The following is a 12611-nucleotide window of genomic DNA, read 5'->3' on the forward strand; positions in this document are numbered from 1 at the left end:
GTTGCGAGGGTGCAGCACGGGCAGGAAATGTCATAAATGACACGCGTAGCCTCTGGCGGTAGCGCACCCTTACCGTGTTAACCCTTAAGTTGCACACACGCGCCGCCATGATCTGCCCCGATCGATACTGAGGAGAACACAAGTGTTTTTGAAAATGACCGCACTGCGCGCCACGCTGACAGGCCTTGCCGTCGCCGTTGCCGCATCCATGATGCCTGCCCCTGCAGCCTACGCTGCTGCCGAGCGTTGGTACGATATTTCCAGCATGTCGTGGAAAGAGGGCCGCAAGCCCAGCAAACGCCGCTACATGTCCGACAAATCGCCCATCCGCAAACGGATGGTTCGCTTCGACAAGCAATATTCAGCCGGCACTATCGTCATCGATACAGACGAACGCCGTCTCTACTTCGTCACCAAACGTGGCCGTGCCATGAAATATGGTGTCGGCGTTGGTCGTGACGGGTTTGAATGGAACGGCACTCACAAAATTACCCGCAAGGCCAAATGGCCAAGCTGGACGCCTCCACAGGAAATGATCGCGCGCGTAAAACGTGAACAGGGCATCAAACTTAAAAGTTTTTACAAGGGTGGCCCCAAGAACAAGCGCGTGAACCCAATGGGCGCGCGTGGCCTGTATATCGGCTCCACCATCTACCGCATCCACGGCACCAACCAGCCTTGGACCATTGGCAAAGCCATGTCGTCTGGCTGCATTCGCATGGCAAATGATGACGTGTCGGACCTCTACGAGCGCGCCAAGGTCGGTGCCAAGGTTATCGTTCGCTAGAACAGATCACCGGGACTGAACAACAAAAGGCGTCGTCCCACTTGCGGGCGACGCCTTTTTCTTTGAACTGCACTCATGACTATTTCCGCACCCGTATTTAGCGAACGCGACAACGCCCAAGGCGCGTTGTTCATGACGCTGTCGATGGCAGGCTTCGCCTTTAACGATGCGCTGATGAAGTGGGTAATGGCAGATATCGGGTTGTTTCAATCCATCGCCTTGCGTGGGCTTTTCGCAGTACCGCTTATGTTACTCTGGTTTCTGCTGCGGGGCGGCTGGCAAACCAGAACGACGATACCCACCCAGATGAAACACGGTTCGGTATGGCTGCGCGTGATCGGCGAAGTCGGCGGAACCTATTTCTTCCTCACGGCGCTGTCGCAAATGCTGTTGGCCAATGTCACAGCCGTGCTTCAGATCTTGCCATTGACGATCACGTTGACCGCAGCTTTCATATTCGGAGAACGGGTTGGATGGCGACGCTATGTAGCCATCCTAGTTGGCTTTATCGGCGTGCTGATGATCATCCAGCCGGGCGGAGAAGAATTCTCCAGCGCGTCGATCTATGCCTTGATCTGCACGGCGTTTCTAACCCTGCGCGATATGGCTACGCGCAAGCTACCATCCGGCGTATCTTCCAGTCTCGTTAGCGTCATGACGGCAATCGCAATCACCATCATGGGATTGATAGGTGCGTCTTTCGATCCATGGATCGCAGTGGAAACCACAGTTTGGATCGGCCTGCTTATTGCCGCGATATTGGTATTGATGGGGTACCAGTTTTCGGTGCTTGCCATGCGTCACGGCGATGTCGGCTTCGTTGCGCCGTTCAGATATTCGATCCTCATCTGGGCGCTAATTCTGGGTTATCTCGCCTTTGGAAATGTGCCCAACACGCTCGCGATCATCGGCGCGGTAATCGTTGTCGGATCAGGTCTCTTCACCTTTTACCGCGAGCGCTTGTCGGCAAGAAAAGCTTCAATCTCAACGGCTTCCTCTTCTGCCTGAGCCTTAATCCAAGATCGAAATGCCTTAATTCTGGGCAGTTCGAACGCTTGTTCAGGGGCCACGAAAAAGAAGCCACCCTCGGGAATGACATAGCTGTCGAACGGCGCCACCAATCGCCCTGACCTGATGTCACGCATAGCCAGCGACAAGCGACCCATCACGATGCCAGCCCCGTCCACCGCCGCGTCCAATCCATGGTCGGCGTGGTTGAAGCGCGGCCCTTTTTCTGTATCGACACCAGCAATATTCTCGCGCTCGAGCCATTGCGCCCAGTTCGCGTGGCCCTTCATGAAGCTCACTGAATCATCATGCAATAACGTGATGGATTGCATCGCTGCTTCATCCAACTTGCCACCGTAACGTTCCAGCAAATCAGGACTGATCAAAGGCAGCACAGCCTCATCAAACAGCGGCTCGCTCACGAGATCGTCATAAACACCGCCGCCAAACCGCAGGCCCACATCCACTTCGTCAACGTTGAAATCCACCAACTTCAGGCTGGCTGCGATGCGCAATTCGATCTCCGGATATTCATCAACGAAGCGATAAACACGAGGCGCGAGCCACTTGGCAGCGAAGGCGGGGCCGCTGGAGACAACCAAGACATTGGATTGCACCGTGCGGGCAACAGAACGAACCGCGCCCTGCAACCGCTCAAAACCCTCGTGTGTTCCGGGGTAAAGCCGCTCGCCTGCCGTCGTCAGCGAAACCGCACGGTTGTGGCGTTCGAAAAGCTGCATCTGAAGGTGATCTTCCAACTGCCGTATTTGATAGCTCAGGGCAGATGGCGTCACGAACAGTTCGCTTGCTGCTTTCTGAAAGCTCATCAGCCGCGCCGCCGCTTCGAAAGCGCGCAAGGAATTGAGCGGGGGCAAACGATAGGCCATCAGTTATCCAATCCGTTTCAGTTCAAATAATTTGATCTGACGGCGAGTTTTACGAGTTTGTCGGGAAAAAAACCAGCCCCTAGTTTGGCTTCATCGCAATCGAACAAATCGGCGGCGAACAAGTCGGAAGAGGAAAAGACCATGACCCGCACCACACACCATAACTCTGCGATCACCAACGCCGACATCAAAAATGGTCTGGTCGCCGCCCGCCGCGAACGTTCGCTGGCCTTTTACGCAATGTTCGGCGGCTTGTTCGACCGCAAGCGCGGTAAAGCTGGCTTGACCGAGGGTTAAACCCGAAGCGTTTCACTTCAATTTTTCGAGGCTGTGGGCCGCTGTGGCCTCAGTCTTGGATCGAATTCAGCGCCTCATTTAGCTCTGGCAAAGCAGCGCCCAAGGGCATAGTCACGAGACATGACATCGCCCGAAGATAACAGCCCGACTGCCCCCAGCTCAGTCGGGCAACACATTCCAAAGCGCCCGTTTTGGAAGGGTGCAACCACACCGCCGAGCATCGCAACGCTGACCATCATCGCGGGCCTTTCGGTCATGTCGATGAACATCTTCCTGCCGGTCCTGCCTGACATAGGGATCGCGTTGAAAACGACGCCGGCCATCGCGCAATATGTGCTGACGATCTTTCTTGCAGCCACTGCGGTCTCGCAGCTTTTCATCGGCCCTCTCGCAGACCGCTTTGGGCGACGCCCCGTCCTTTTGACGACAGCCGTTATTTTCATAGCCGCTACGTTGCTGTGCATCTTCGCCACATCCATCGAAATGCTGCTGGTCGGGCGCGTGCTTCAGGCGACAAGCGCAGCTGCGATTTCGCTATCACGAGCCATCATACGTGACCTTTACGACCGCAGTGATGCGGCCAGCATGATTGGTTATGTGACAATGGCCATGGCTGTCATTCCCATGATCTCACCGACAATCGGCGGTTACACAGGCGAGGCGTTCGGCTGGCGCGGGCCGTTCGTGGTGCTGTTCTTTGTCGGAATACTGATGTTTGCTCTTATCTGGTTCGATCTGGGCGAAACCCACACTTCTAACCCGCAACCACCGGCACAGCAGATCAAGGAATATGGCAGCCTGCTGCGCGAACCCATGGTTTGGGGCTATACGCTGTGCTCCACCCTCGCTTCCGGCGCGTATTTCGCCTTTCTGGGCGGCGCGCCTTTCGTGGGGGTGAAGATTATCGGAATGAGCCCCTCAGTGCTGGGCATGCACTTTGCGCTGGTGGCAATCGGCTACATGGCAGGCAACTTTCTGTCGGGCAGGTATTCCAAGCGCATAGGTATCGAACCCATGATGATGTGGGGCGGCGTGGTGTGTTGTGTCGGCGTTTTCGCAGCACTTTATTTGATGAGCTTATACACGCCTCACCCGCTCTATCTGTTTCTGCCGATGGTCTTAGTCGGCATAGGCAACGGCATGACACTGCCCAACGCCAACGCTGGTGCGGTGTCCGTGCGGCCCGAATTGGCAGGCAGCGCGTCTGGTTTGGCTGGCTTTTTTCAACTTGCAGGCGGTGCTGCACTTGCAGCTCTTTCCGGCTCGCTTATCACCATCGAGAACGCCGCGCAGCCGCTCTACATCATCATGGCTTTGTCATCGATTGGCGGCACCGCAGTGGCATGGCTGATGTGGCGAAATGCGCGGATGCTGAAACCGCAGGAAGCCGTTTGATGGCTAGACCATTGCGCCCTACAAGCCAGTTATGAGCTATCTCCTCGCCCCGAACCCAAAGGCCAAAGGCCTGTCCACAGCTGTCACCGGTCTTGATCAGAACGGCAATACGGTCGACCTGCACGTGGTCACTGAACGACCACTGACGCTCTACCTGAACAGCCAGGAAATCGTCACAATGATGACCATCGGTGACCATCCGGACCTGTTGGCGCTCGGCTATCTCATCAACCAGAACATGCTGCGCGCGACTGATCCTATCGACACCATAGAATTCGATGATGAACTTGGCGTGGTGATCGTGCGAACGCCAGTGGAAACAGACTTCGAGGTAAAATCGAAAAAACGCGTTCGCACATCAGGCTGCGCGCAGGGCACCGTGTTCAGCGATGTGATTGACGCTTTCGACGACATTCAACTGGCATCCAATGCTCGCCTTCACACGAGCTGGCTGCCGATACTGACCAAACAGATCAACACCACGCCCAGCCTCTATCTCGACGCCGGAGCGATCCATGGCTGCGTGCTATGCCGTGAAGATCAGCCGCTCGTTTATGTGGAAGATGTTGGTCGCCACAATGCAGTCGACAAAATCGCGGGCTGGATGGCGAAGCACAATGAAACGGCGGACGACAAAATCTTCTACACCACCGGCAGGCTGACCTCCGAAATGGTCATCAAAACAGTGATGATGGGCATCCCGATTCTGGTTTCGCGCTCCGGCTTCACCGCTTGGGGTGTAGAACTGGCACGGCAATCCGGCCTGACATTGATCGGTCGCGCGCGAGGCGACCGCTTCACAATTCTAGCTGGCCAAGAACGGGTTATTTTCGACAACAAAGCGGATGACGCATCATGATCGCGGGCATCATTCTGGCTGGTGGCTTGTCGCGCCGCATGGGCGGGCAGGAAAAGAGCCTGATGACGTTGGGCGGACGTCCTGCGATCTCGCTGCTCATCGAAAGACTTGCACCACAAGTCAAGCATCTTGCGATCAATGCCAACGGCGATCCGGAGAGGTTTGCAGACGAAAAACTGCCAGTGCTTGCCGATACAGTTCAAGGGCATGTCGGGCCATTGGCAGGCGTGCTGACCGGTATGGAATGGGCTGCCGAACAAGGTGCCTCCCACGTCATCAGCGGCGCGTCCGACACCCCATTTATTCCGCTTGATCTCGTGGAGCGTCTGTCTGAGAGCGCGGGCGACGGTATTGCAATGGCGCGTTCAGGTGGGCGCGTTCATCCGGTTTTCGGCCTCTGGCCCGTATCACTGGTCGACGATCTTCGGCATTTCCTCGTTGCAGAAGACAAACGCAAAATTCTGGAATTCGCAAAACGCTACGAACTTTCCGAAGTCGAGTTCGATATGGATGACGACCCGTTCTTCAACATCAACACCCCGGAAGACCTGGACATTGCCCGCAAGAGGTTGGGTCTATGAGAAGTGATGCGAAGGCGGTTTTTGGCATCACAGGCTGGAAGAACACGGGCAAAACCACATTGGTTGAGCGTCTCGTCGAACACTTGACTGCATCCGGCCTGAAAGTGAGCACCATCAAACGGGCCCATCACAGTTTCGATATCGACCGCGAAGGCACGGATTCCTTCCGCCACCGCAAGGCAGGCGCTCAAGAGGTCGCCATCGTCGGCCAACAACGATGGGCGTTGATGCACGAAGGCGGTGGCTCTGAAACCGAACTGGAAGACATGCTGGCGCGGCTCGCCCCATGCGATCTGGTGCTTGTTGAGGGCTTCAAAGCCAGCCCCATTTCAAAAATCGAATGTATGGGCGAAACACGAGCTGATCGACCACCCGTGCATGCTGAGCATCCAAGCGTCGTAGCCTTAGCCAATACGGCAGCGGACAACACTTGCGCCCTGCCCCAGTTTCGGCGCGACGACATCACTGCCATTGCGGCTTTCATCTGCGCCCAAACGGGTCTGCGGAGATGACGGTACGGCCGATCAACGACTGCTTCTTCACAGACAAGGAGCGCATGACACATGGCGAGGCCATCGCGCTTCTGAAAAGTCGCCTTTCGCCCATCGCGTCACTGGAAGCGATTCCGCTCGAAGAAGCGCTGAACCGCGTAGCCGCTGCGCCTGTCCCAGCCACTTTTCCAGTGCCGCTGCACACGAACGCCGCTGTGGACGGCTATGCTGTGCGATACGAGGATATTGCGCGGGGTTGGCTCCCCGTTTTCCAACGCATCGCAGCAGGAAATCTTGCGCCCGACCCACTCGAGCCCACGAGTGCTGCGCGTATTTTCACTGGCGCCGTCATGCCAGCCCATGCTGACACCGTAGCCATGCAGGAGGACTGCGAGGTTTACGGTGAGACGGTCAAGCTGCCTCCAAAATTGAAACAAGGCGCAAACTGCCGCCACGCCGGAGAAGATCTCCAACAGCACGATCTGGTGGTGCAAACGGGCAAGCGGATCAGCGCTGCGGACTTGGCCGCTCTCACCTCAATTGGCACATCATCGCTGCAAGTCTCCAACAAGCTCAAAGTCGGTATCCTTTCTTCTGGAGCCGAATTGCGGGAGCCATCATCTGCCGACACACAATTGCGGTCCGGCGAGGTTTTCGACGTCAATCGCCCGCTTCTGAAGGCACTACTGAGCGACCTCCCTGTAAAGGTCGTCGACTACGGCATTGTTCAGGACACCGCAGCAGATGTTCATGCGGCTCTGCTGAAAGCATCTGCAGAATGCGATGTGGTTCTAACAAGCGGTGGTGCCTCACTGGGCGCAGAAGACCACATGCTCGCAGCATTGGATGAACTCGGCCAACGCCATATGTGGCAACTCGCGGTCAAACCTGGGCGACCCATGATGTTCGGTCAAATGCCCAAAGCGTCCGGTGGCGATGCCTATTTCTTCGGCCTGCCGGGCAATCCGGTTGCCGCCATGGTGTGTTTCTTGATGTACGCCCACCCAGCAATCCGCCGCCTTGGTGGCGAAGACTGGTTCGAACCTGCCAGATTTCAGGTGAAGGCCAATTTCGACATGCAGTCACGCAAACCAGACAGGCGGGAATTCCTGCGCGGTAGCCTCTCTCACAAAGGCGGGATGGCTCACGCTACCAAATACCCGCGCGACGGCTCAGGCCTTATTTCCTCACTTCGCGAAAGCGACGGCTTCATCGAACTTTCAGAGGACGGCGCTGCGGTAAAACAGGGTCAACTGATCAGCTTCATCCCGTTCACCGCCTTCCGATAATTCGCTCACCGATTGCGGCGCCGCTCAGGCTTTGTTACCGACCACTAATACAATTTCGCAGTAGGACTTCGCATGGCCAAGGTTGCTTTCATCGGACTAGGCGTCATGGGCTACCCCATGGCCGCACACCTGAAAAACAAGGGTGGCCACGACGTCACGGTCTTCAACCGCACCGCAGCCAAAGCCGAAGCGTGGGCGAAAGAACACGGCGGCAGCCATGCCCCAACACCTGCAGCTGCAGCTGATGGCGCCGATTTCGTATTCTGCTGCGTTGGTAATGATGATGATCTGCGCTCGGTAACAACCGGCGAAGGCGGAGCCTTTGAGACCGTAAAGTCCGGTGCAATTTTCATTGATAACACCACGGCATCTGCCGATGTCGCACGCGAATTGGCAGCGATCGCGGCAGAAAAGGGCTTTGGTTTTCTCGACGCACCGGTGTCCGGCGGGCAGGCAGGTGCCGAAAACGGCGTGTTGACGGTCATGGTAGGCGGCGATCAGGCAACCTTCGATACCGCAAAACCGGTCATTGAAAGCTACGCAAAAATGGTCGGCCTCATGGGCGACACCGGCGCGGGCCAACTGACAAAAATGATGAACCAGATTTGCATCGCCGGCCTGGTTCAAGGTCTGTCGGAAGCGATCCACCTTGGTCAGGCAGCTGGCTTGGACATCAAGAAGGTCGTGGATGTCATTTCCAAAGGCGCAGCAGGTTCATGGCAGATGGAAAACCGCCACGAAACAATGGACGCGGGCCAGTACGAGCACGGATTTGCCGTGGACTGGATGCGCAAAGACTTGGCGATCTGCCTCGAAGAAGCCAACACGCAAGGCGTCAGCCTGCCCGTCACGGCATTGGTCGACCAGTTCTATGCCGAAGTGCAACGCATGGGTGGCAACCGCTGGGACACGAGCGCGCTGCTTGCGCGGCTAAACGCCAGCGGAAAATAACGTTATGCTAGAAGGTTTTCCAGCGGCAACTTCGTCGTGTACTTCATCTGCTCCATGGCAAACGATGACGACACGTCGGTGATATCGATCTTCGAAATCAGGTTCTGATAAAAGCGGTCATAGGCCGCGATATCAGGCACCACGACGCGCATCAGATAATCGATATCGCCGCTCATTCGGTACAGTTCCACCACTTCGGGAAACTCGGATGTGACCTCTGAAAACCGCTTCAGCCACTCCGCATTGTGACTGGCCGTTCGTACAGAAACAAAGACCGTGACCTTAGCGTTGACCGACTGTGGGTCCAGCAAAGCCACCCGCGCTGTGATGACACCGTCTTCTTCCATCTTTTGAATACGCCGCCAGCACGGCGTGGTGGACAGACCAACACGGCGACCGATTTCGGCCACTGGCATGGTCGCGTCATGCTGCAGCAGGTTCAAAATTGCTTTGTCGATCCGGTCCATGACGCTCTCCATCTCCGCGCTGTAGAAAATTATTCTACACCGTTTTCCACGCCCCTGGCTACGGCATCAGTGAACGCAAATCACAGCATCAAACGCTGAACCTGAGCCTGCAAAACCGGCACCACCTCATTCTGGAACCACGGATTGCGCTTCAACCAAGCTGTGTTGCGCCAGCTTGGATGGGGAATGGGCAGAACGACACGATGTTCGTTGCTATGCAGGTGTGTCCGCCAATCGCGTGCAGTCTCGGTCATATTCCGCGCCATCCGCGACCCCAGATGGTATTTTTGGGCGTATTGGCCAATGACGATGATCAGCTCGATCTGCGGCATCGCGGCGAAAACATCATCGTGCCATACGGCGCGGCATTCACGACGCGGTGGCAAATCGGAACCTTTCGCATCGTAACCGGGGAAACAAAAACCCATGGGCACGATGGCAAGTTTCTCGCGATCATAAAACTGATCACAGTCGATACCCATCCATTCCCGCAGCCGGTTTCCAGACGCATCGTCGAAAGGCAAGCCGCTTTTATGCACCCGCAAGCCCGGCGCCTGCCCCGCAATACAAAGCCGCGCGGAAGACGAAAGCCATGCGACCGGTCTGGGTTCATGGGGAAGTGGCAATTTCGCGGGCCGTTCAATGCAGATGCGACAGGCATCAATTCCGGTCTGCAATGCGGAGAGATCCTCAGGCATTAGCCGATGGTCTGGCGCGTAGACGGTCGTGGTAGGCAGACAAGTGTTCGCAGTCATCGGGAATGGCAAGGCGGGCCGGTTTCATGAAGTCGAGCCCAACGAGAGCCGTGATGTCAGCCACACTGAACGCACCACCAACTATAAACTCACGATCCGCGAGTTCCGCATTCAAGAAACGGCAAAAAGCTTCCACTTTTGGGCGGTTTGCATCAGCAAACTCGGCGAGTTGCGGCTTTTCCCATTCAACCATTGCGGGGTGTGAATGGCGGAAAACATTGGCGACCTGAAGCAGCAGACCGAACTCGACCCGTCGTTGCCACATCTCGATCTGTGCTTTCTCCAACGCCCCAGTGCCGAACAGAGCCGGTTCCGGGTGCAGTTCTTCAAAATACCGGCAGATAGCGATTGTTTCTGTGATCGCGGTGCCGTCATCCAATTCCAGAACCGGCAACCGCTGCAGCGGATTAAGGGTGCTCACCGCATCGCTGCGGTGTTGAAGCGCCCCCATGTCCACGACCTCACGCGGCACGTCGATGCCTTTTTCTGCAAGGTAAATCGAAACCCGTCGCGGGTTGGGCGCTCTGCCGCCATCATATAGTTTCATCATTCATCCCCCAGAACATCATTGTGTCGAACGCCGCGCATCCAGCGCCGCAAATTTTCCCATGCACCAATACCGGCTCGTGATTCTATCCTGCGATTGCGCCGCCAGTCTTGCGGGTTTTCGAAGTCGCCAGCCCAAATTCCCACGCCACGATTCTGAGCGTCCAACGCTTCGGCTTCAAAACGCCCGTAATCAACGGCAAGACCCAAAAGTACCATTTTCCGAGCCACATCGTTTTCGCCAACCGTGCAACGTGCAAGCCATCTATCATAGTGATCGACCCGTGACGTTACGCAAACCACGCCAGGGCGAATGAGCCTGCGCAAGGCCGTTCTCGCATCGCGTCCGCACGCCCATTCAGTTCCACCGCGTGTGCAAGTCTGGTCCATTTCAGGCGCGTCGATCCCCTCCAAGCGAAGGCGTTCACCGTCCATTACCAGCGAATCGCCATCGACCGCGATTGCCCGCCCTTCAAGGCTGCGGACTGACCGCGTCTCCAACCATGCAACTGCGAGAAACATCGCCACCAAAACAGCGCCAGCCAATGCCAATTCCATAGCTTTTCGGAACCATCTTCTCACGCTTGCACCAGTGCCGGGTTTTTCACAGTTTTCCACCAAATTGTGAACTCGCAGGTGATCGCTCTTAACCCGTAGTTATCCATCTTGCAGCAAAATGCAGGGACGAATGAAATTCTGAAAGTTCCGCAACCCGATGCACACGCCCGCATCTCCGCTGCCCTCGGCTCGCGCCGATAAAACCATCGTGGAAAAGCGCGGCGGTAGCGGCCAGTCAAAATCCGGCCGCGCGGTTAAGGCGGCACGCCAAGGATTAGGCAATCACACCACCATTCGTGATGCCCATGCAGCCAGTTTCGATCATGATTTGCTCGTCCGTCACGCACACGTTCAGCAGCAAACATTCGTGATGGTCATCAGCCTGCTGGCCATAGCTACCTACACCACGCATTTCGGCGTCGACCTTATGGTTCTGGGCGGGTGGCTCATCGGCAGCACCGCACTTGCAATCTTGAACCAGCTCTACGCCAAAAAATTTCTGGCGCTCGAAAAGGACAAAACCGACCGGAAGAAATGGTTGCGTATTTTCACAGCTTTCCAGTTTGCCGGTGGCGTTTTGTGGGCGGGCCTGTTCGCTCATTTACCGGTGCTGGAAACCAGCGGCGCTTTCTCGATCATGTGTTTCCTTGGCGCGATGGTGGTCACATCACTTTCGTTCATCGCTTCGCGCAATATTTCCTGGGGCGTCATTGCAGCCGCTGCGCCCTTGCTGACGGTCATCGTCTTACAGCTGATGATGGTCAGCACTGTACCTGCCTTGGGTCTTGCGATGCTGATGATCGTATCGCTCGCATTCTATCATTTCGTGGGTCGTTTGATCCGTGATGGCCAACTCGATGCAATAAGCTCGCGCGCCGAACGCGACCAGCTGGTGATGGAGCTGGAAGCATCACGCGGCATCTCGGAAGAAGCACGCAGGCGCGCCGAAGAAGCCAACCTCGCAAAATCACGTTTTCTCGCCACCATGAGCCACGAATTGCGCACGCCGCTGAACGCTATTTTGGGTTTTTCGGAGATTATGAGCAACGAAGTCATGGGGCCAATCGACAACGACAATTACAAAGAATACCTCGCCGACATTCACCGCTCAGGCGCGCACCTTCTAAAGCTTATCAACGAAATTCTAGACCTGTCGCGCATTGAGGCTGGCCGTTACGAATTGAACGAAGAGCCTGTCAAACTGGGTCATGCGGTAGAAGAATCGCAGCAGATGGTGAAGCTGAAGGCGAACCAGAAAAAAGTTCAGCTGGTCATTCAGCTTCAGCCCGACATGCCTGCGGTATGGGCAGATGCCCGTGCGGTGCGGCAGATCGTTTTGAACCTGCTGTCCAACGCCCTCAAGTTTACACCGTCGGGCGGCACCATCTGGTTGAAATGCGGTTGGACCTCCGGTGGTGGCCAATACATTACCATTCGCGATACCGGTCCGGGCATTCCTGAAGAGGAAATTCCCATCGTTCTATCGTCGTTCGGCCAAGGTTCAATCGCGATTAAAAGCGCGGAACAAGGCACCGGTCTCGGTCTGCCTATCGTGCAAGCCTTGATGCAGATGCACGATGGCCGCTTCGATCTGCGCTCAAAGCTTCGCGCGGGCACCGAAGTAACAGCAACGTTCCCGCGCAGCCGCGTAATGCCGACGGCTCAGGCTGACCAGAACGAAAACGCCAAAGTGCGTGAACGTCAGAAGGTCGTTCAAGCGCCCGCAATGTCAGCGTAGAT

At 56.2% G+C, this 12611-nt stretch carries 15 protein-coding genes; 10 read left to right on the top strand and 5 right to left on the bottom strand.

Annotation, left to right across the window (positions count from 1 at the left end):
• Window positions 1–142 precede the first annotated feature (142 nt).
• Window positions 143–787, top strand: coding sequence for a L,D-transpeptidase (locus tag R2A130_RS03170; RefSeq protein ID WP_009463570.1), 645 nt, complete (start codon window positions 143–145; stop codon window positions 785–787).
• Between the two features lie 75 nt (window positions 788–862).
• Entirely contained in the window at window positions 863–1795 is a 933-nt protein-coding gene (locus R2A130_RS03175) for a DMT family transporter (protein WP_009463571.1), read from the top strand.
• On the opposite strand, the gene gcvA is transcribed toward R2A130_RS03175, so the two are convergent.
• Window positions 1735–2682: a transcriptional regulator GcvA gene (gene gcvA / locus R2A130_RS03180; RefSeq protein WP_040304597.1), complete on the bottom strand. Its 948-nt coding sequence runs from the start codon at window positions 2680–2682 to the stop codon at window positions 1735–1737. The genes R2A130_RS03175 and gcvA overlap by 61 nt on opposite strands.
• A gap of 141 nt (window positions 2683–2823) precedes the next feature.
• On the opposite strand from gcvA, the gene R2A130_RS18360 reads away from it, so the two are divergent.
• From R2A130_RS18360 to R2A130_RS03210, 7 genes are all read left to right on the top strand, one after another.
• Entirely contained in the window at window positions 2824–2979 is a 156-nt protein-coding gene (locus R2A130_RS18360) for a hypothetical protein (protein WP_009463577.1), read from the top strand.
• Between the two features lie 120 nt (window positions 2980–3099).
• On the top strand, window positions 3100–4374 hold the full coding sequence (locus R2A130_RS03185; protein WP_009463579.1) for a multidrug effflux MFS transporter: 1275 nt from the start codon (window positions 3100–3102) through the stop codon (window positions 4372–4374).
• A gap of 31 nt (window positions 4375–4405) precedes the next feature.
• Window positions 4406–5233: a formate dehydrogenase accessory sulfurtransferase FdhD gene (gene fdhD, locus R2A130_RS03190; RefSeq protein WP_009463581.1), complete on the top strand. Its 828-nt coding sequence runs from the start codon at window positions 4406–4408 to the stop codon at window positions 5231–5233.
• Window positions 5230–5814, top strand: a complete 585-nt coding sequence (gene mobA, locus R2A130_RS03195; RefSeq protein WP_009463584.1) for a molybdenum cofactor guanylyltransferase MobA — start codon at window positions 5230–5232, stop codon at window positions 5812–5814. The genes fdhD and mobA overlap by 4 nt, the downstream gene beginning before the upstream one ends.
• Window positions 5811–6326, top strand: coding sequence for a molybdopterin-guanine dinucleotide biosynthesis protein B (gene mobB / locus R2A130_RS03200; RefSeq protein ID WP_009463586.1), 516 nt, complete (start codon window positions 5811–5813; stop codon window positions 6324–6326). Before mobA ends, mobB begins: the two co-directional genes overlap by 4 nt.
• Entirely contained in the window at window positions 6323–7594 is a 1272-nt protein-coding gene (glp, locus tag R2A130_RS03205; protein ID WP_009463588.1) for a gephyrin-like molybdotransferase Glp, read from the top strand. Before mobB ends, glp begins: the two co-directional genes overlap by 4 nt.
• A gap of 72 nt (window positions 7595–7666) precedes the next feature.
• Complete coding sequence (locus R2A130_RS03210) at window positions 7667–8545, top strand: NAD(P)-dependent oxidoreductase (protein WP_009463590.1); 879 nt, start codon at window positions 7667–7669, stop codon at window positions 8543–8545.
• A gap of 2 nt (window positions 8546–8547) precedes the next feature.
• On the opposite strand, the gene R2A130_RS03215 is transcribed toward R2A130_RS03210, so the two are convergent.
• From R2A130_RS03215 to R2A130_RS03230, 4 genes are all read right to left on the bottom strand, one after another.
• Window positions 8548–9012, bottom strand: a complete 465-nt coding sequence (locus R2A130_RS03215; RefSeq protein WP_009463592.1) for an Lrp/AsnC family transcriptional regulator — start codon at window positions 9010–9012, stop codon at window positions 8548–8550.
• A gap of 80 nt (window positions 9013–9092) precedes the next feature.
• Window positions 9093–9710 (bottom strand): uracil-DNA glycosylase family protein, encoded by a 618-nt coding sequence (locus tag R2A130_RS03220; protein ID WP_009463594.1) that lies wholly within the window; start codon window positions 9708–9710, stop codon window positions 9093–9095.
• Window positions 9703–10314: a glutathione S-transferase family protein gene (locus tag R2A130_RS03225; protein WP_009463596.1), complete on the bottom strand. Its 612-nt coding sequence runs from the start codon at window positions 10312–10314 to the stop codon at window positions 9703–9705. The genes R2A130_RS03220 and R2A130_RS03225 overlap by 8 nt, the downstream gene beginning before the upstream one ends.
• Window positions 10314–10895, bottom strand: coding sequence for a thermonuclease family protein (locus tag R2A130_RS03230; RefSeq protein ID WP_156798366.1), 582 nt, complete (start codon window positions 10893–10895; stop codon window positions 10314–10316). Before R2A130_RS03230 ends, R2A130_RS03225 begins: the two co-directional genes overlap by 1 nt.
• Window positions 10896–11028: 133 nt before the next feature.
• On the opposite strand from R2A130_RS03230, the gene R2A130_RS19090 reads away from it, so the two are divergent.
• The gene (locus R2A130_RS19090) at window positions 11029–12609 is read left to right on the top strand and encodes a HAMP domain-containing sensor histidine kinase (RefSeq protein ID WP_009463599.1); all 1581 of its coding nucleotides are present in this window, start codon (window positions 11029–11031) and stop codon (window positions 12607–12609) included.
• Window positions 12610–12611: the final 2 nt, after the last annotated feature.

It is taken from the genome of Ahrensia sp. R2A130 (assembly GCF_000179775.1).
Classification (GTDB): Bacteria; Pseudomonadota; Alphaproteobacteria; order Rhizobiales; family Rhizobiaceae; genus Pseudahrensia.